The sequence below is a fragment of the Niabella hirudinis genome, from assembly GCF_051201075.1.
Taxonomy (GTDB): domain Bacteria; phylum Bacteroidota; class Bacteroidia; order Chitinophagales; family Chitinophagaceae; genus Niabella; species Niabella hirudinis.
The window spans coordinates 33,199-53,505 of record NZ_JBPEHJ010000006.1 but is presented as its reverse complement, the minus strand read 5'-3'; the positions used below and the strand labels follow the sequence as shown (position 1 = coordinate 53,505).

The 20,307-nt window shown below is 47.8% G+C and carries 11 protein-coding genes; 6 read left to right on the top strand and 5 right to left on the bottom strand.

Annotated features, from left to right (window positions below):
• Nucleotides 1–397 precede the first annotated feature (397 nt).
• The gene (locus GGU45_RS13020; protein WP_435225365.1) at nucleotides 398–2,587 is read right to left on the bottom strand and encodes a glutamine synthetase III family protein; all 2,190 of its coding nucleotides are present in this window, start codon (nucleotides 2,585–2,587) and stop codon (nucleotides 398–400) included.
• A gap of 124 nt (nucleotides 2,588–2,711) precedes the next feature.
• Entirely contained in the window at nucleotides 2,712–3,980 is a 1,269-nt protein-coding gene (locus tag GGU45_RS13015; RefSeq protein WP_435225363.1) for a hypothetical protein, read from the bottom strand.
• 314 nt (nucleotides 3,981–4,294) lie between these two features.
• On the opposite strand from GGU45_RS13015, the gene purL reads away from it, so the two are divergent.
• Both purL and proC read left to right on the top strand, forming a co-directional pair.
• On the top strand, nucleotides 4,295–6,523 hold the full coding sequence (purL, locus tag GGU45_RS13010) for a phosphoribosylformylglycinamidine synthase subunit PurL (RefSeq protein ID WP_435225362.1): 2,229 nt from the start codon (nucleotides 4,295–4,297) through the stop codon (nucleotides 6,521–6,523).
• Between the two features lie 62 nt (nucleotides 6,524–6,585).
• Complete coding sequence (proC, locus tag GGU45_RS13005) at nucleotides 6,586–7,374, top strand: pyrroline-5-carboxylate reductase (RefSeq protein ID WP_435225360.1); 789 nt, start codon at nucleotides 6,586–6,588, stop codon at nucleotides 7,372–7,374.
• A gap of 151 nt (nucleotides 7,375–7,525) precedes the next feature.
• On the opposite strand, the gene GGU45_RS13000 is transcribed toward proC, so the two are convergent.
• Nucleotides 7,526–7,966 (bottom strand): tetratricopeptide repeat protein, encoded by a 441-nt coding sequence (locus tag GGU45_RS13000; RefSeq protein WP_435225358.1) that lies wholly within the window; start codon nucleotides 7,964–7,966, stop codon nucleotides 7,526–7,528.
• Between the two features lie 413 nt (nucleotides 7,967–8,379).
• Between GGU45_RS13000 and pyrG the strand changes: the two genes are divergently transcribed.
• Together pyrG and yidC are read left to right on the top strand one after the other, a co-directional pair.
• Complete coding sequence (pyrG, locus tag GGU45_RS12995) at nucleotides 8,380–10,029, top strand: CTP synthase (protein ID WP_435225357.1); 1,650 nt, start codon at nucleotides 8,380–8,382, stop codon at nucleotides 10,027–10,029.
• Between the two features lie 126 nt (nucleotides 10,030–10,155).
• Nucleotides 10,156–11,991: a membrane protein insertase YidC gene (gene yidC / locus GGU45_RS12990; protein WP_435225355.1), complete on the top strand. Its 1,836-nt coding sequence runs from the start codon at nucleotides 10,156–10,158 to the stop codon at nucleotides 11,989–11,991.
• Nucleotides 11,992–12,623: 632 nt separating this feature from the next.
• Here yidC and dnaX read toward each other — a convergent pair.
• Together dnaX and GGU45_RS12980 are read right to left on the bottom strand one after the other, a co-directional pair.
• Nucleotides 12,624–14,387 (bottom strand): DNA polymerase III subunit gamma/tau, encoded by a 1,764-nt coding sequence (gene dnaX / locus GGU45_RS12985; protein ID WP_435225354.1) that lies wholly within the window; start codon nucleotides 14,385–14,387, stop codon nucleotides 12,624–12,626.
• 141 nt (nucleotides 14,388–14,528) lie between these two features.
• Nucleotides 14,529–15,380, bottom strand: a complete 852-nt coding sequence (locus GGU45_RS12980; RefSeq protein ID WP_435225352.1) for an AraC family transcriptional regulator — start codon at nucleotides 15,378–15,380, stop codon at nucleotides 14,529–14,531.
• Between the two features lie 215 nt (nucleotides 15,381–15,595).
• Between GGU45_RS12980 and GGU45_RS12975 the strand changes: the two genes are divergently transcribed.
• The gene (locus GGU45_RS12975; protein WP_435225350.1) at nucleotides 15,596–18,679 is read left to right on the top strand and encodes a SusC/RagA family TonB-linked outer membrane protein; all 3,084 of its coding nucleotides are present in this window, start codon (nucleotides 15,596–15,598) and stop codon (nucleotides 18,677–18,679) included.
• A gap of 9 nt (nucleotides 18,680–18,688) precedes the next feature.
• The gene (locus GGU45_RS12970) at nucleotides 18,689–20,263 is read left to right on the top strand and encodes a RagB/SusD family nutrient uptake outer membrane protein (protein WP_435225348.1); all 1,575 of its coding nucleotides are present in this window, start codon (nucleotides 18,689–18,691) and stop codon (nucleotides 20,261–20,263) included.
• Nucleotides 20,264–20,307 lie beyond the last annotated feature (44 nt).

Sequence of the window (20,307 nt, the reverse complement as noted above, 5' to 3'; positions counted from 1 at the left end):
AATCAGCGGGCAGCTGGAAGGTTCAAAACAAAAAAATAAGAAGGTTGTTCTGCATACCGTTATCAAAGGGAAAAATACTGTTAACTTTCTGTCTGATGGGGGGCAGTACGCTGTTTTTAAAGAATAGGCAGGCAATATTCGTTAGCCCAGATATAGATAAAATAAATACCCAATTTAGGGTATTTATTGAGGGTGAGAGTTTCCGTTACTTTGTACATTGAAAAATGCGCCCTGCTATTTCAAACAGCCAGCGATAACCAAAATCCAATATATATAAATTGTAAGTACAATACCAAAACCCGGGTATCCTAAGGATACCGTTGGCTCTATACGCCAACAGGCAGATACGATAAAAAAAAGCCGGCATTTGCCGGCCTTCTTTTATATAAGGGTTCATCTATCGCATAAACAGCAACTCCCGGTATTTGGGCAGGTACCATTCCCGGTCATCTACCAGCAATTCCAATTTATCCACATGATAGCGGATCTGGTCGAAGAACTGTGCTTTTACCTGGCTCTCGTATGCAATGGCCTTGGTACGGGTATCTTCAATCGCATTGCATATTTTACGTGCCTCAATCATCTGTTCTACCAGGTCGCTGGCTTTATTGATGTGCTCAGAAATCTTATCCAGGATCTGTTTTTGATTCGCATAAGCTTCTTCCGACAGCCCTGCTTCCTTCAACCCCCGGATGTTCTGGCTCAGGAGCGTTTGGTAGCGGATGGCCGGGGGCAAAATGAGGCTGGTAGCCATCTCACCCATAATGCGGCCTTCAATCTGCACTTTCTTGATGTATTTTTCCAGTTCGATTTCGTGCCTTGCTTCCAGTTCAGAAAGGGAGTAGATGCCGTTATCAATAAACAGTTTTTTATTTTTATCGGTAACCATGGCATCCAGGGCCAGCGGCGTTGTTTTCAGGTTGGGTAACCCTCTTTTTTCCGCTTCTTTTTCCCATGCTTCACTGTAACCATCGCCTTCAAAGTGTACTTTTTCGCTGGCAACAATGTATTCCCGGATCACCTGCATGATGGCAATCTCTTTTTTCTCTCCTTTCTCAATCAGGGAATCTACTTCTTTTTTAAACTGTTTCAGGGTTTGCGCCATGATGGTATTTAATACTGTCATGGGGTTGGCACAGTTGGCAGTAGAACCTACGGCGCGGAACTCAAATTTATTTCCTGTAAAAGCAAATGGAGAAGTCCTGTTCCGGTCGGTATTGTCCATAAACAATTCCGGGATGGTTTTGTGAATGTCCAGCTTCAGCATGCTTTCGTCCTGCTCATCCATCTTTTTGGAAACACGCTCTTTTACTTCTTCCAGAACCTGCGAAAGGTATTTACCGATAAAAACGGAAATGATCGCGGGAGGCGCTTCGTTGGCGCCCAGCCGGTGATCGTTGGGAGCTGATGCGATGGAGGCTCTTAAAATATCTGCATAATCGTGTACCGCCTTAATGGTATTTACAAAGAAAGTAAGGAACATTAAGTTGGTCTTGGGGGTCTTGCCCGGTGCCAGCAGGTTGATGCCGGTATCGGTAGCAAGGCTCCAGTTATTGTGCTTGCCGCTTCCGTTAAGACCGGCAAACGGCTTTTCATGAAACAATACCCGCAATCCATGACGGGGGGCGATACGGTTCATGGTATCCATCAATAAGGTATTGTGGTCTACCGCCAGGTTGATCTCCTCATAAATGGGTGCGCACTCAAACTGTGCAGGTGCTACCTCGTTATGACGGGTACGAAGGGGGATGCCCAGCTTGTAACACTCATTTTCAAAATCACGCATAAAAGCATATACACGCTCGGGGATGGCGCCAAAATAGTGGTCGTCCAGCTGTTGGTTCTTGGCAGAGTTATGACCATAAACGGTGCGGCCGGTCATTACCAGGTCCGGGCGGGCATTAAACATACCTTCATCTACCACAAAGTATTCCTGCTCCCATCCCAGGGTAGCGGTTACTTTTTGTACGTTGCGGTCAAAGTAGTTACATACATCCACCGCGGCTTTGTTTAATACATCGATCGATTTTAGCAGCGGCGCTTTATAATCCAGCGATTCGCCGGTATAAGCAATAAATATTGTAGGAATGCAAAGGGTTCTGCCATAACCGATCTCCACAATAAAGGGAGGAGAGGAGGGGTCCCAGGCCGTATAGCCTCTTGCCTCAAAAGTAGCTCTCAGTCCGCCATTGGGAAAAGAGGAGGCATCCGGCTCCTGCTGTATCAGGGCGCCGCTGTCAAATTCTTCAATGGGCGTACCATCGCCCTTCAGTGTAAAAAAGGAATCGTGCTTTTCCGCAGTTGTTCCGGTAAGGGGTTGAAACCAGTGGGTATAGTGGGTAACTCCCTTGGTTTCGGCCCAGGCTCTCATACCTGTTGCGATCTGGTTGGCTACATTGCGGTCAATTTTCTGACCGGCGTTGATAGAAGCTTTCAGACTTTTATAAGCCTCATCACTTAAAAACTTTCTTGCAGTGGCTAAGTTGAACACATGCGATCCAAAAACCTCGGTGATCTTTGGAGTGATCTTGCCTACATCCGTATTGTAGGTATGCAGTTCGGAAATTGCGTTGAATCTTAATGACATTGAAAAATAATTTCTGCAAAAATAATATGAAAACAGATTCTATGTGACAAAATAGTCCATTTTTTACAATTTTTTTTGTCGAATGTCTCTGTTTGAACGGATCTTTTGTTGTGAAAACTATATATTATTTTATTTTAATATTCATTTTTTCAAAAATTCGCTCCCAATGAATATTCATGATAAGTGGGGGGATAAACAAAGGGAAAAGAATGGACCGGTAGCGCACAATGGCGCCGAGGTTGTTGACCGAGAAACCGATCATCAGAACCATACTGATGATAAAGGCCGCCAGGAACAGGCTGAATGGGCACCGTACTGTTTTTTGTTTAGGGAAGATCAATAACAGCAGTACGCAGATCCAGGTAAGCGCTACTTCGAGAAATGCGGGGAGCAGGATGATTTTTTTGACATCGGACAGGAAAGGGCGAAAAAGCACGATGCCGGCGGCCTGTGGCAGCTGCCTTGCAAAACCGCCTATATCCGGGCGCAGCGGGCGCACAGGAATGGAGGTGCTGCCGCCGGTAAGGTGGAGAAAAGCGTTCTGTTTACTGACCACGATCGCAGGGAAATCCAGCGCAGGGTGCAGGTATTTGGCGGTAAAGAAGAATAGAATGGCCAGGCAGTAGAGGCCGGCAAAGAGCCCCGCTTGATGCGCCGGAAAACGCCGTGCCAGCATCCAGGCTGCCAGGGCGGGTAAAAATACCAGCAGCACATGGTTCCGGAGTACAAACAGCAGCAGCAACGCTACCAACAGCAGCAGGTAACTTTTGACGGGGGAGCGCAGGGTGGTGCGGAAATAGGTGATATAAATAACCGTACTTAGGGCCAGAAAGGTAAGCCCATCCTTGTGCAGTCCACTGCTCCAGTATAAAAAGGAAGGGACCATGAGGCATCCGGCAATCAATAACAGGCCGCCCTCCCCCAGGTGTCGCCGCATTGTCCGGTAAAGGGCCACTGCCCCAAAATAAACCAGGAAATTATAGAAAATGATATTGATAAAATAGCTGCCAAAGCTAAAACAGTTGAAGATTGACTCCAGCCGGATAAAGCTGTTGTCCTTAAGGTTGTTCCAGTAAGAAGCATCGGACGCAAACAGGCTGCCGAAGCTGCTGGTGTAAGGATTGTAAAAAAAACTGGTGATATACCGCACGGGGCTGGTAAGCAGGATTTGTGTTTCTTTAAGGCTTTCGGCGTGTAGCGCCCAGGTATCGGTTTGTCCCGGGCCCGGGCCGGAGTACCAGTTGATCCATCCATAAACCAGGCCTGCACCCACTTTTAAGATAAAAAGGAGTACCAGCTGCAACCGCGTTAACCCACTGTTTTTGAAAAACCGGGTTTGCGTAATGCACCAGGAAAACAGGATAAGGTAAACGATAAAAAGAAAAATTTCCACAACCGGGTATTTTAGCAGGTACAATGATAAATCAATAATTGCAAAGATGGTCAAAGCGATGCCACTGAAGCTCGGAAACACAGATTTTTAATACACCCTCGCAAAAGCCTCTGCTACCGGACAGATCCGGCAATCCGGAATCCCCGGCACTTCGATGGCAGGTAGGGGGATTTTCAGTACTTCAGTGTTTCAGTGGCAACCCTGGTATGGCTTTTTTGGGGTGCTGTGTTTGCGGTAGATTGCTAAATGACCGTAGTTTTGTAAATTCGCTGCGATTTTGAAATGCTACTATTTAAATCAGCTATAATTATATAATGGAAATAACGGTAAAAACCGCAGAACAGCTGCGTTTAACGAAAGAAGAATTTGAACTGATCATCAAAAAACTGGGGCGTGTGCCCAATTTTAATGAGCTGTGTGCTTTTTCCGCCATGTGGAGTGAGCATTGCAGTTATAAAAATTCCATTAAATGGCTGAAAACGCTCCCGCGTGATGGGGGCCGCATGCTGGTGGCGGCCGGAGAGGAGAATGCGGGGCTGATGGATATTGGCGGTGGACTGGGTGTGGTGTTTAAGATTGAATCACACAACCACCCCTCTGCGCTGGAACCCTTCCAGGGGGCTGCTACAGGGGTCGGAGGCATTCACCGCGATATTTTTACGATGGGAGCCCGCCCCATTGCGGCGCTGAATTCGCTGCGTTTTGGGAAGCTGAATGAAGCTAAAACCCAGCACCTGCTTGCAGGGGTGGTACATGGCATCGGCCATTATGGCAACTGTTTTGGAGTACCTACCGTGGGCGGAGAGATCTATTTTGACCCCTGCTATCATACCAACCCATTAGTAAACGCCATGAGCGTGGGTATCGTAAAGGTGGGCGAAACGGTATCAGCCACTGCAGAAGGTACCGGTAACCCGGTAATATTTGTGGGCAGTGCCACCGGTAAGGATGGTATTGGCGGCGCTTCTTTTGCATCGGCCGATATTACCTCCGACAGTGTACAGGAACTGCCTGCTGTGCAGGTAGGCGACCCCTTCCAGGAAAAGAAATTACTGGAAGCCTGCCTGGAAGTGATCCAGACCGGGGCCGTAGTAGGGATGCAGGATATGGGTGCCGCGGGGATCATTTGCTCTACTGCTGAAATGAGCGCCAAAGGTGGTGTGGGCATGCGCATTGACCTGGATAAAGTGCCTACCCGCCAAAAAGATATGAAGGCCTGGGAGCTGCTGCTGAGCGAAAGCCAGGAGCGGATGCTGCTGGTGGCGCAGAAAGGCCGCGAAGAGGAAGTAAAAGCCGTATTTGAAAAATGGGATCTGCCGGCCTCCGTTATCGGGGAAGTAACCGATGATGGTTTGCTGAATTTTTATATGCATGGCCAGCTGGAAGCATCTGTACCCGCTGAGGAACTGGTGCTGGGGGGCGGTGCGCCGCAGTACGACCGGGAATATAAAGAGCCGGCTTACCTGCAAACATTGAATACATTTGACAGTTCCGCTGTTGAGCAGCCTGCAGATCTGAAGGCAGTGGCCGAACAGATCGTGGCCCTGCCCTCGATCGCGTCAAAACGCTGGATTTATAACCAGTATGATAGTATGGTGGGTACGGTAAATACTTCTACTAATGCGCCTTCAGACGCAGCCGTGGTCACTATTAAAGGCACAAAAAAAGGATTGGGTGTTACTACCGACTGCAACAGCCGCTATGTATATGCAGATCCGTACAAAGGCGCCATGATAGCGGTAAGCGAGGCTGCACGCAACCTGGTTTGCAGCGGGGCATTGCCGCTGGGAGTTACCAACTGTCTGAATTTTGGTAATCCTTACGATCCTGAAGTGTACTACCAGTTTGTAAACGCTATTAAAGGCATGGGTGATGCCTGTCGCAAATTTGATACACCGGTTACCGGCGGTAACGTAAGCTTTTACAACCAGAACCCGGATGGACCTGTAAATCCTACGCCAACCATTGGTATGGTGGGGCTGCTGGACGACATCGGCAATAAAATGACTCTTGACTTCAAAAACGAGGGAGATGTGATCTACCTGCTGGGGAAACAACCGGATGATCTCGGGAGTTCCGAATACCTGTACCATGTTCACGGCGTTACTCACTCGCCGGCTCCTTATTTTGAGCTGGAGGAGGAATTTGCCTTGCAACAAGCCGTGGCAAAACTGATCAGTAATAAAACCATTGCAGCCGCACATGATATAAGTGAAGGCGGGCTCTTTATCACCCTGCTGGAAAGCGGGTTTAACCGGGAGCTGGGCTTCAACGTTCAAACCAATGCCTCCATTCGTAAAGACGCAGCTTTGTTTGGCGAAGCACAAAGCCGTGTTGTAGTAAGCGTTGCGGCAGATAAGGCAGCAGCGCTGGAGCAGGAGTGTGGGGTGCCTTTTGAAAAAATAGGAACCGTAAGTTCCGGCGCAGTGATCGTTAATGGGGAAGATTGGGGTGCGATCGGTTACTGGAAAGATAAATATGATACCGCCATAGAAGGCTACCTGGCAAAGGAAACCGCCGGGGAAGCTATGGGAGGACTGTAATTTAGTTCAAGGTTTAAAGTTCAACGTTGAACCTTAAACCTTGAACTTTAAACCTGATATAAATGAACATTGCAATCATCGGTGGGGGCAACCTGGGTACTGCCATAGCAGAAGGGCTCATCAAAAGTAAGTTCTGCAAGCCTGGAGCCATAACGATTACGAAAAGAAATCCTGCTACCTTAAAAGAGTTGGGAAAAAAAGGTATTAATATAAGTGCGGATAATGCAGCTGCTGTAAAGCAGAGTGAGCTGGTGATTCTGGCGGTAAAGCCCTTTCAGGTGGCCGCGGTGATTGAGGGATTTAAAAAGCAGCTGACGGCAAAGCACACGGTGGTTTCGGTGATTACGGGTGTTTCACTGACCGATCTGCAGGAAATGATCAAAAAACAACTGCCTGTTTTCAGGGCCATGCCCAATACGGCTATCGCCATTCAGGAGAGTATTACCTGCATCAGCTACGCCAATGCTGATGAGGCCCAGGCCGCTTATGTGGTGGATATGTTCAATACACTGGGAAAGGTAGCCGTAATTGATGAAAAACTGATGGATGCCGCCACGGTATTGGGCGCCTGCGGAACGGCTTTTGCGCTGCGTTATATCCGTGCCAACATTCAGGCCGGTATCGAAATCGGATTTGATGCGAGAACGGCCAACCTGATCGCCGCCCAAACCGCAAAGGGCGCTGCGGAGCTGCTGCTGAAAAATGGCAGCCACCCGGAGCAGGAAATTGATAAGGTAACCACTCCCAAGGGTTGTACTATTGTGGGATTGAACGAAATGGAGCACCGCGGGTTTAGCTCTTCATTGATCCGGGGCGTTATTGCCAGTTATAATAAAATAGCAAAGGATTAAGAAGCTATTTAAAAATAGAATGATTAAAAACCATTGAGGCATTAAGAATAGTTAAGTCAACATATTGCTTAATGTATCTTAACTTAATGGTTATTTTAATCCTGTAATGTTTACTATAAGGCCATTCTTTTATTAAAATTTTGAACAGGCTTTAATTTTTTACCTTCAAGGCCTCCGCTTTTTTGAGATCGGCATCGGCCTGTTCCTGCTTGCCCAGCCGCTGGTAAACAGATCCTCTTATAAAATATGCTTCATTGTTATTGGGCTCCAGTTCAATCCCTTTATCCAGGTCCCTGAGTGTGCGGGTATAATCAGATTGGGCAAAATAAGCGTTGCTGCGCAATTTATAGGCATCGGCATAAGCGGTATCTAAAGCGATCAGTTTTGTAAAGTCATCGACCGCATGCGGGTAATCTTTTTTAATGAAATAGATACCGCCCCGGTTATAATAAACACTTTTATTTTTGGGATCCAGCGCGGTTTTACCGGCCTGGTAAAAACGATCAGGCTGTAAACGGGTTTGCCCATATATAAGGGAGGCTGTAAGCAACAAGCAGGCAAGGACAACTGTTTTGGGGTGCAGCGGGTTCATGTTTTAGGGTGTAAATAACGGGTACCTAAAAATAGGAAATTTCAGGTCATCTGAGGCTGGGATGTTTGGGTTTTAAATCCGGCACCTGAAAACGGTGCAAGCCTGCAAGGGGTGCCATGCCCGGTGGACTGTATCATTTCCGGAGGAAAACAGCCCATAAACCTGCTAACAAAAAAGCCTCAAAAAACAAAATTTTAATTCTGACAGGATTATTTATCTTTGCATGACCTTTCAAATTTTCCACAGGATTTTATGGGTCATAGCGGGCTGATTTTGTTATTCTACTGAGCAATGGATTTTATTCCGGACGAAGTATCAGCAGATCATGCAGGCTGGATATTGTTGAAACAGGTTGATTTTTTTCGTGAAATGATTCTTGTTAGGGAGTAATTTATTGATTTTAATATACCATTATGGCTAAGTATGTATTTGTAACCGGGGGGGTGTCCTCCTCGTTGGGAAAAGGAATTATTGCCGCATCGCTGGCGAAATTGTTACAGGCAAGAGGGCTGCGGGTTACGATACAAAAGTTTGACCCCTATATCAATATAGACCCCGGTACGCTGAACCCCTATGAACATGGGGAGTGTTATGTAACCGAAGATGGGGCGGAAACCGACCTGGATCTGGGGCATTACGAACGTTTTCTGAACATTTTTACTTCACAGGCGAATAATGTAACCACCGGGCGGATCTACCAAACGGTGATCAACAAAGAACGGGAAGGGGCCTACCTGGGAAAAACAGTACAGGTGGTGCCGCATATCACCAACGAAATCAAGCGCCGGATGATGGAACTGGGTACCACGGGCGAATATGATATTGTGATCACCGAGATCGGGGGCACTATTGGTGATATTGAAAGCCTGCCTTTTGTAGAAGCCATCCGCCAGTTGCAATGGGAGCTGCCGGATGAGGATACCGTAGTTATTCACCTCACACTGATCCCTTACCTTAAGGCAGCAAAAGAACTAAAGACCAAGCCCACCCAGCACAGTGTGCGGATGCTAAGCCAGGAAGGGGTACGCCCGGATATTATTGTATGCCGCACCGAAAAGCCCTTAACGCCGGAACTGCGCCGCAAAATAGCCCAGTTCTGCAATGTGCGCCAGGATGCTGTGATCGAATCGGCCGATCAGTCGACCATCTATGAAGTGCCCATGGCCATGTTGCGCGAAAAACTGGATCTTACGGTTTTAAAAATCATGGGACTGGCGGAATACAAGGAACCCGAACTATCGCGCTGGCGTGCTTTCCTGGATAAGTTAAAGTACCCTAAATCCGTGGTGCGGATCGGTCTTATCGGCAAGTACCTGGAGCTGCAGGATGCCTATAAATCAATCCTGGAGGCCTTTGTGCACGCAGGAGCGGTAAATGAATGCCAGGTGCAGATCGTAAATGTGCACAGTGAATATATTACACCGGAGAATGTATCCGAAAAGCTGGGCGGCCTGGAAGGACTGCTGGTGGCGCCGGGATTTGGATTAAGAGGTGTTGAGGGAAAAATCACCGCGGTGCAATACGCCCGGGAAAATGGATTGCCATTCTTTGGTATCTGCCTGGGTATGCAGATGGCGGCCATTGAGTTTGCACGGAATGTGATCGGTCTGAAAGGCGCCAACTCTACCGAAATGGACGAAAATGCTGCCGACCCGGTGATTGACCTGATGGAAAGCCAGAAGACCGTAACTGAAAAAGGAGGTACCATGCGCCTGGGCTCTTATGCCTGTGAGCTAAAGGAGGGAAGCCTGGCCGCGGTCATATACGGAACACAGCAGATCACAGAACGTCATCGCCACCGCTGGGAGTTTAATAACCGGTACCTGGGGGCCTTTGAGCAGGCCGGCATGGTAACCAGTGGGAAAAATCCCGAAAGTGATCTTGTAGAAGTGATCGAACTGCCGGCTCATCCGTTTTTTGTCGGCGTTCAGTTTCACCCCGAGCTGAAAAGCACGGTAGAGAATCCGCATCCTATTTTTGTAAAATTTGTGGAAGCTGCGGTGGTGCACGCTGCTGTTAATCGTGTTCCAGCTAAGAAAAGTGATACGGTAAATGTTGATTGATAAAATATTATGTATAAAATAAGCAGAAGTCGCCTGAATCCCGGGCGACTTTTTTTTACATCAAATCCAGCGGGGCAAATCCCCCGCTTTATCCTATCTTTGCCGGCTCAAAAATATACGTAAGTAATGAATTTTGACCGGAACACAATCATTGGGTTCGGACTTTTAGCCGTACTTTTTTTCTTTTATTTCTACTACAATAACCTGCAGCAGGGAGAACACCAAAAGCAGCAGGCGCGGCAGGATTCTATAGCCAACGCTATGAAACCCAAACCGGATACTGCTGCCTTGCGCCGCGACTCCCTCCTGGCCGACTCCCAGCGGCATGTAACCAGCGCCGGTATGTTTTTAAATGCTGCGCAGGGCAGCGAGCAACTGGTGACGGTTGAAAACGAAGTGTTCAAAATTGTTTTTACCAACAAAGGCGGACAGCCGAAGTATGTAGAACTTAAAAAGTTTAAAAATGCTTTGGACAGTCAGCATGTAAAGCTGGCGGCTACCGACTTTAATAAGATCAGCTATGCCATCAATACTGCGGCGAATCAAAGCGCGCAAACAGCCGATCTGTACTTTAGTAATGGCCGGGTAACACCGGGTCCAGATGGAGCACAGCTGGTTACATTTGAATTGAAAAGAGGGGATAGTGTAAATGCCATTACGCACCAGTTTATTATTTATCCGAAGGATTATAAAGTAGATCTCAATATTAACCTGTCGCAGCCAGGTAGCTTATTGTCGCAGGGAACCATGAATATGGTTTGGCAGTATGATGCGGCCCAGCAGGAATCTGATATCGAATTTGAAAAACAGAATACGCAGATCGGTTATATGGAGGATGGTAATTTCGATTATCATACGATATCCCGGAAGGACCATGTAAACTTTGAAAAAAGCGTAAACTGGATTGGTGTGCGTCAGCGGTTCTTTAATACCTTCCTGGTTGCAAAGGATAATTTTACAGGGGGTAAGATCTCCTGGACGATTCCGCCGGATGCCAGCAAAGAGGTGGTAAAGAGCACCGCCAACATGCAGCTGAAAGTGCCTGCGGGCAATACGGCCACGGTGCCCATGAGTATTTTTTATGGTCCTTCCGATTATAATATCTTAAAGAAATATGACAACGGCTTCAGCAAGCTGGTGAACCTGGGGCAGGGCATGTATGCATTTGTACGCCCGCTCAACCAATATGTGATTGTTCCGGTATTTGATTTTTTCAAAAGTATCGTGAGCAATTTTGGTTTGGTGATTGCCTTGTTAACGTTGGTGATCCGCCTGTTGATATCTCCGCTTACCTATAAGAGTTATTTGAGCGGTGCAAAGATGAAAGCATTGCGTCCCGAGATTGCCACGCTTAAAGAAAAGTTTGGCGGCGATCAGCAGGCAATGAGTATGGAGCAGATGAAACTCTTCCGCGAAGCCGGCGTAAACCCGCTGGGGGGCTGTATACCGGCCCTGTTCCAGATCCCCATCTTCTTTGCGCTGTATAGTTTTTTTAACGCCAGTGTAGATCTGAGGGGCGCCGACTTTCTTTGGGCCGGCGATCTTTCGGCCTTTGACGATCCGATTAAATTTGGTATTCACATCCCCCTGCTGGGAAGTCATCTGAGCCTGTTTACGATTACGGCTACCCTTACCAGTTTGCTGATCTCGATTTACAGCATGAGCATGTCACCGGATCAAAGTAACCCGATGATGAAGTACATGCCGTACATCTTCCCGGTGTTCCTGTTGTTTATCTTTAACCGGCTTCCATCGGCGCTTACCTGGTACTATACGGTATCGAATCTGATCACCCTTGCATTACAATTTGTGATACAGACCTATATTATCGATCATGATAAGATTCTGGCAAAAATCCAGGAGAACCGTAAAAAGCCCAAAACCCAATCCAAATGGCAGGAGCGGTTGCAGCAAATGCAGGAGCAGCAAAAGCAAATGCAGGATCAGCGGAAGAAGAAATAGTGAATAGTCAATAGTGAATAGTTAATAGTCAATGGTCTGAGGATCGTTGACTATTAACATTTATAAGGGATGGTTGAACGTTCCGGTTTAAAGTTTCAGGTTGAAATCTGTTTTTACACTCAATGTACATCTCAATTCTCAGAAGTTGTTTAAAAACAGAATGATTAAAAACCATTAAGGCATTAAGAATAGTTTAGTAGCCGCAGTTCTTAATGAATCTTAACTTCTTAATGCCCGTCCGACTGGCGTCAGCCGGCGGGGTTTTTGAGGGCCTTAATGTCTGTTATACGGAATTTTAATAATGAAAATTTAAACAGATTTTCAGATCCGCTTCGGGCTTGATGGCTGAACGCTGAATGCATGTTCCAGGTTTAATATTTCAAGTTTGACGTTGGGCCGGTTACACACAATGATCCACAGACTATTGCTCATTCACCGTTTTAAGCCGGGTTCTGTTTTCAGATCCCAGGATTCCATCGGGATAACTGAAGACCGCTTTTATGGCGGAAGAACTTTTTCGCGTTTAACATCAAACGTCAAACGTCTATGGTGCATCGACCGAAGTAAAGATCGCCGAACCGGAACGACAGCTTCATTTTCAAATCCCCACATTTTCAAATTTTCAAATTGCCTCAACGGTCCAGTTCCATTTTCAGTTTTTCCTTCAGCTCCTTTACCAGCGGGTATTTTTCAATCATTTTCTGGTATTGCTGTACCGCGGTCATGGGCTTGGGCTCGGCATTTTCCTGAACCTCCCTGTTTTCCCGTTTAATAATATAAAACTGCAGCTGGGAGTTCGATAGCTTTTTTTGCAGGAATTCCGAAGTCTGCGTTTTGCAGGTTTCTATAAACCGGTATTCGATCGCGTTGGCGGTATATACATAAAAGGAATTGGCGTCCAGCACTTTTAACTGTGCCAGATCGAAGCTTTGTGCCGCTGAATTTTTTTGTTCCTTCAACAGTCCTATAAACTCCTGCCAGGCTGCCTCCAGGGTGTCTTGCGTAAGGGGGTGGTCAATCGCTTCTACATGAGTATCTTTAAACTGTTGCCGCAATTTCTCCAGGTTACTGATTTTTTTTGCAGGGGAGGCCTCCTGGTGTGGTGGCATAGGGGATGTGGGAGCCGGGTCGTCAATAATGAGCCGCGCGCCCACCGCTTCCGGTTTTGCCCTGGGTGTTTCTGTTTTGACGGCAGGTGCCGGCTTTAATAAAACGGGCTGCAAACTCCTGAAAGGAACGGAGAGGGTGTTATCCGCTATTTTTTTTTTATTCAGCCCGGTATCGCCGGCTGTTAGTTCGATTGCTTGCTGCAGGTAGCAAAGTTTAATCAGCGTAAGCTCTACATGCAGGCGTTTGTTGCGGGCAGCGCGGTAATTGATCTCCGATTCATTAAGAATATTGAGAGCGCTGATCAGGAACGAAACCGGCGTGTTTTTGGCTGCCTCCAGATAGCGTTGTTTAAAACTTTCCACGGTATCCAGCAGGGCCACTACTTTTTCGTCCTTGCTCACCAGCAGGTTCCGTACAAAGGCGGCAAACCCGTTTAATACCAGGTCGCCCTCAAATCCTTTCCGGTTAATATCATTATACAGCAGCATGGCTCCCGAAAGGTCCTGTTGCAGCATGTTTTCCAGTAATTTGAAATAGTAGTCTTCATCCAGAATGTTCAGATGCTCCAGGGTATTGGCATAGTTCAGCGCTCCATTGGTGAAACTGACAATCTTATCCATGATGCTAAGTGCATCCCGCATGCAACCCTCACTTTTTTGGGCGATGGTCTGCAGGGCCGCCGGCTCTGCTTTTACCCCTTCTTTTTCACAGATGGCTTCCAGGTGTTCTACCGTATCATTGGTGGTGATCCGTTTGAAGTCAAAGATCTGGCAGCGGCTGAGGATCGTGGGAAGAATCTTATGTTTTTCCGTAGTAGCCAGGATAAAAATGGCGTAGGGCGGTGGCTCCTCCAGCGTTTTCAGGAAGGCATTAAATGCCGAAGAGCTCAGCATGTGTACCTCATCAATAATATACACTTTGTAACGGCCGGCCTGCGGGGCAAAACGCACCTGATCTACCAGGGTGCGGATATCATCTACCGAGTTATTACTCGCCGCATCCAGCTCATGAATATTCAGGGAAGTGCCCTGGTTAAAAGAAACGCAGGAGTTACAGGTATTACAGGCCTCCCCATCTGCCGTTGGCTGCTCACAGTTGATGGTTTTGGCCAGGATCCGGGCGCAGGTGGTCTTTCCAACGCCGCGGGGCCCGCAAAACAAAAAGGCGTGCGCCAACTGGTTCTGTTTAATGGCATTTTTTAACGTGGTGGTGATATGCGCCTGACCTACAACGGTGTCAAACGTCTGAGGCCTGTATTTCCGTGCTGAAACAATAAATTTATCCATTAAAAACTCCTGATATTGTCTGACAAATGTAACATAATTGGGGGTGGTTTTGTTGCAGCACCGGCAAATGTGGAAAACTGGGAACGATACCGGAGAAGATGGCCCGGGCATAGGGAAAACAACACTTTTCGCAGCGGCAGCTCACTTGTATACCCGCTGGTATGAAAGCGGGCTCATGCCGGTAATCTGCTTAAAATATTTGTGAAATGAAGCGGAATTTTGAAACCCGCCTTCGCAACACAACCGTTTTATGGGGTGATCGGTTGTTACCAGTTGCCGGCATACATAGCCTATCCGCAGCTCGGCAATAAATTGCGAATAGGTTTTACGGGTGCGTAGCTTAAAATAGCGGCTGAATGCATGGGGGCTTACATGCGCTATCCCGGCAATTTCCTGAAGCGGGATCTTTTTTCTGAAGTGTTTCAGCGTATACTCATAAACCTCATGGATCCTTTTTTCTTCAAAACTTCCTGTACAGATGCTGCTATTTTCCGAAGAAAGGCTGGTAACAGGGCCCCATTCAGCAATCTTGGAAAGCAATGTTACCAGGGAGATGATCCGGTAGGGCCCGTCTGCATGGATGAGGTAATGAAAGGATGGAACCATGGACTGAATGTTCCCCTGGATCAGGAGTCCCCTCCGGGCTCTTTGGAGCAGCAGCCGGATACCATTGTTTTCAGGCAGATCCAGGAAGGCTTCCCCCCAAAAGGCCTCCTGAAAATGAATGGCAATAACATCGATCGGCGTATCATTGTCAAAATACTGTTCATCAAACCTCCAGTAATGGGGAAGGCCGGATCCGATCAAGCACAGGGTACCTGCCGAAAAATAACGGGTATGGTCGCCTATCAGCAAAGTTCCCGTTCCCCGGGCAATATAGATCAACTCTGCTTCCTTATGACAATGCCAGCGGTTATTAACGGGTACCCGGTCTCTTCTGACCTCAAAAGAAGCGCTAGGCGTTGCCATTATTTTTAATGCATGTGGTTTCATACAAATGTCTGTTGACCCCCGAAAATGTAAATGAAATATACGCCGGAATCGGGTTTGTGTATTCACTGATGCCAAGATAGCTTAGTAGTTGGATAATGTTACTACTTTTTTTGCTCTCAAAACATACGTACTTGCAGTCTGTGCAAACGATTGAACAAACCTCCTTAAATTAAAACTATATGACGTATTGCTGTATGAAAAAAAAGCGCAGGCTTATGCAACTGCTGGTCCTGTTTCCGCTCTTGTTTTCACTCCCGGTTTTTTTGCAGGCGCAAAAGAACGTTGCAGTAAAGGGAACGGTGGCGGATGAAAAGGGCAACCCTGTTTCACAGGTGTCGGTTTCGCTGAAAGGCTCAGATCGCGGAACAATGACCGATTCTTCCGGGCGGTTTTCTATTTTGGTGCCCGATGGAAAGGGCTCCCTCATCTTTACCGCTGTTGGTTTTGCCAATTTTGAACAGGCATTGAACCAGGCGGGACCTGTAAATGTGGTTTTAAAACAGGAGCTGAGCGATCTGGATGAGATTATAGTGGTGGGTTACGGAACCCAGCGAAAGCGGGATGTAACCGGGGCCATTTCCTCCGTCAGTTCCAAGCAGATTGAAGACCGGCAGCCCGTTAACTTGTTTGACGCGTTGCAGGGACAGGCTGCGGGGGTGCTGGTAGTGAACGATGGCGGCGGTGCTCCCGGAGCCGAAGGCTCCATCCAGATCAGGGGCGCTTCTACCCTCAACGGGGGCAACGGGCCCCTGTACCTGGTTGATGGTGTTATTAACCCCGATGGCGCCCGCATCAATCCCATGGATATTGAGCGGATCGAAGTACTGAAGGATGCCGCTTCAGCTGCTATCTATGGTGCACGGGCCGCCAATGGTGTCATCATCATTACCACCAAAAAAGGTAAAGAAGGCCGGCCGCGGATCGACCTGAACTATTCCCGCATTTTTGGAAAACTTGCACACAAACTGCCGCAAAACAATTCGGCCGAAGTACGCGAGTTTAGAAGGATCCAGGAGCGGAATCCCGGCACTACGGATTCATTAAACCCGGGCTTTAATTCCGATAACGACCTGCAGCAGATCCTGCTGGGTAATCTTGGAGACCGCCAGCAGGTTAACCTGGGTATCAGTGGCGGACAAAAAGGGCTCAGTTATTATACCGGCGTCAACTATCTTAACGATAAGTCGATCATTCTGAACAGTTATATAAAACGGGTGCAGGTAAGAAGCAATATCGAATACCAGGCTTCGCCGAGGCTCAAGTATGTGGGTAATATTTCCATGATGTGGCAAACCGGTAACGAAGTGCCGATTTCCCGAACGGTGGCCGTTGCCTTTGATCGCCCCTCGTATTCGCTGATCTATTACCCGGATGGCTCGCTGACCAGCTACGTTGGGTCCAAACGTAACCCGGTGGCAAACGCGATATATGAGACCAATAAAACAGACGTATTCTCCATCCAGTTTGCCAACTCACTGCAATACCGGATCACGAAAGACCTGTTGTTCACCACCACGTTTAACGCCATGCTGGATAACCGCCAGAATTTGCAGTTCTCGCCCCGGTATGTTTCAGCCAATAAGGATCAGAACAATGGAGCAAATGACATGCAAAAAGTATTTTCCTGGGAATATCAGTCGTTTTTCAACTATAATAAAACGTTTAACAGCGATCATAACCTGCAGGCCACACTGGGTGTGAGCGCAGATAAGCGGCGATACGACAGGGAACACTCCGAATATGCCAATGTGGTGAGTGAGGAAATATTTATCACACAGCCTTCTTACCTGACGGCTTCCAAAACCTATTCGGATGCCGACCTTACCGCGGGGGCAAACCTGTTTGCCAGAGCAAACTACAGCTATAAAGGAAGATACACGCTGGCTGGTATTTTCCGTCGTGATGGTTCTTCCCGTTTTGGCACCGAGTCCCGCTATGGTAACTTTTATTCCGCATCCGCAGGATGGCGGTTCTCGGATGAAAAATTCATGTATTGGGCCAAAGATGTATTGACGGACGGCCGGTTCCGGATCGGTTTTGGCCAGGTGGGTAACGACCGTATCGGTTCTAACGATTATCTGAATAAGATCACCTTCAACGGAAGCTATGCAGGAGTGGGCGGCGCTTATACTACCGCTACTTTCGGAAACGAGCGTGTGCATTGGGAAACCACCCAGCAGCAAAATGCCGGCCTGGATCTGACCTTCTTCCGCGGAAGGCTGACCTTTACTGCTGATTATTATATCAAAACAACAAAGGACCTCCTGTATGAAAAGGCGCTTCCGGGCGAAACCGGCTTTGATAATTTGAAAGTAAATATTGGCACATTGGAGAACCGGGGGCTGGAGTTCTCCGCCAAGGGAACGCCGGTGTTTGCAAAGGGTAGTAAGGGGCTGACCTGGGAAGTAGGTGGAAATATTTCTTTTGAAAGAAGCAGCATTAAAAAGCTGGGCGATGGAATGCCGTTCATCGTAGCCAATAAATGGTATATTGAAGAAGGCGGAAGGATCGGTAATTTCTTTGGTTGGAAAAATCTTGGAGTATATGCCTGGAATGAATCCAACGCATATACCGATAACTGGGACCGGCTTACGGTGGTGCTGGGCACGGATGGGAAGCCGTTGTATGAAAACGGGAAACCCGTATACACGTTTAACGGACAGCCTTATGCCGGGGCTGTGCACCAGATGTATGATCCGGGCGGTAAGCTGCGTGGAGGCGATGTGATCTGGGAAAATAAAAATAAAGACAGCCTGATCGATGACCGCGACCGGCAGATCCTCGCTAATGCACAACCCAAGTTTTATCTGGGTATCCTGAATAACCTCAATTACGGGCAATTTTCCCTGTCGTTCCTGTTCAATGCATCTTTCGGCGCTCATGTATACAATGCATTGCTGGCGGCGCAAAGTTACCCGTCCAATACCGGGGCCGGAAGCCCCGAAATGGTTTATAATGTTTGGAGAAAGCCGGGCGATATAGCCAGGTATCCATACTACCCCGATTTTAAAAACAGGGGAAACGAGAAAAAGGATGCCAACAGCATCTTCATTGAAGACGCCTCTTTTATCAGGCTCTCCAGCCTGCGCCTTTCATATATGTTCCAGCCCGCCTTAACCCGGAAGATACTCCTGAAGGGTGCAACGGTTTATGTGTATGGCACCAACCTGCTTACCTGGACCAATTACAGGGGATACGATCCTGAATTCAGTGCGTCTAATGTATTGCAGCCAGGTTATGATAATGGAAAGTATCCCAAAAGACGGGAGTATGGGTTTGGAATCAATGTTAACTTTTAAAATGACAAAATGAAAAAGCTGAGTTATATCATTATCGTTTGCGCTATTGCTATATGCGGGGGCTGCAAAAAATTTCTCAATCTTTCGCCACAGGCAGAAGTAGCCCAGAATAAATTCTATAAAACTTTATACGATGTAAATGCCGCTGTTGCGGGTATGTATTCCGGTTTTCAGCAGCAGATGGTGGGCAGCGATGGCAATTACAAGGAAAGCGCATTGTTCTGGGGCGATTACCGCTCTGATAATTTTGACCGTTTTTTGAGCTATACCTCAGTTACAACTACAGAGGTAACGATGAATGCACTGACAACGGATAATGCCTTTTCCGACTGGTCGGGCTTATACACCGTAATTGGTAGAGCGAACGCCAATATCAAATACATTCCGGGCGCTGCTGTTACCGATAGCCGGGTTACCGAGGCCGTTATGAATAAGGCCCTGGCCGAAAGCTATGCCATGCGTGCTGTCTGCTATTTTTATATTGTAAGGGTGTGGGGCGATGCTCCTGTCTGGACCCTTCCGATGGAGAGCCTGTCGGATTCGCTTGAAAGGCCCCGCACAGCAGCAGCGAAGGTGATTGATGAACGTATTATACCGGACCTCACCAACGCGTATGCCCTGGTTACAAAAAATCAGACCGCTTCGGTATGGACACTTGGTGAAGGCGCTATATGCGCTATCCTGGCAGATGTGTATATGTGGAAGCATGACTATGCCAATGCCATTGTATGGATGAAGAACCTGTTTAAGGCCAAAGGCCCTACCGGTGCTTTATATGCCGGCGCAAGCGGGGCCAATCTTCAACCCCAGGCCACCTGGAAAAACCTGTTTGTTGTGCCCAATTCCAGCATCGAGTCGATCTGGAGCATTCATTGGGATTTCCTGAAGAATGATTGCGCCTGCATGACCACGTCCTGGACCGCCAATAACAAACCCATTACAATGGATGTCGACCTGTATAACAGCTGGGTGATACCACAAACCGTAGCAGCACCCGCACCTGTAGATATCCGCCCCAAGCAAACGATTGATCCTTATTCGGCCGGCAACGACCCCACCAGGTCCAACCGCGACCGGTTTATCAAATGGTACGCTTCTCCTGTTAATCCAACCAAGGCTTCCACATCGGCGGAACTGGCAACCTATTATTTTAAGGAAGCGCCAGTGTATTTGTCGATGTACCGGTTAGCCGATATTTACCTGTTATATGCAGAAGCATTGAATGCAACGGGTGAACTGGCAGAAGCGCTGAAATACCTCAATTTTGTTCGGGTACGGGCAGGGCTGCCGGCCTATGTGGCGAACACGGCCCCGGTTGCGGATCAGACTTCAATGGCGGATGCCATCCTGAAGGAACGCCAGATGGAGCTGGTAGGGGAAGGCAAAAGATGGTTTGATCTTGTGCGTACCGGTAATGTGGTAAAGATCATGGACCCTATATTGAGAAGAAGGCAGATTGCGGCCGGAACTCCTGCAGAGGAAGCCATTGGATTCAGCGATCAGCGAAGAATCTTATGGCCCGTCAACCGGAGCGTATTGAATGCGAACAAAAAACTCGTTCAAAATCCGGGTTACGGTGGGTAAAAACAGACAGACCCGGCAGCGTGTGCGCGTCCTGCCGGAGTATT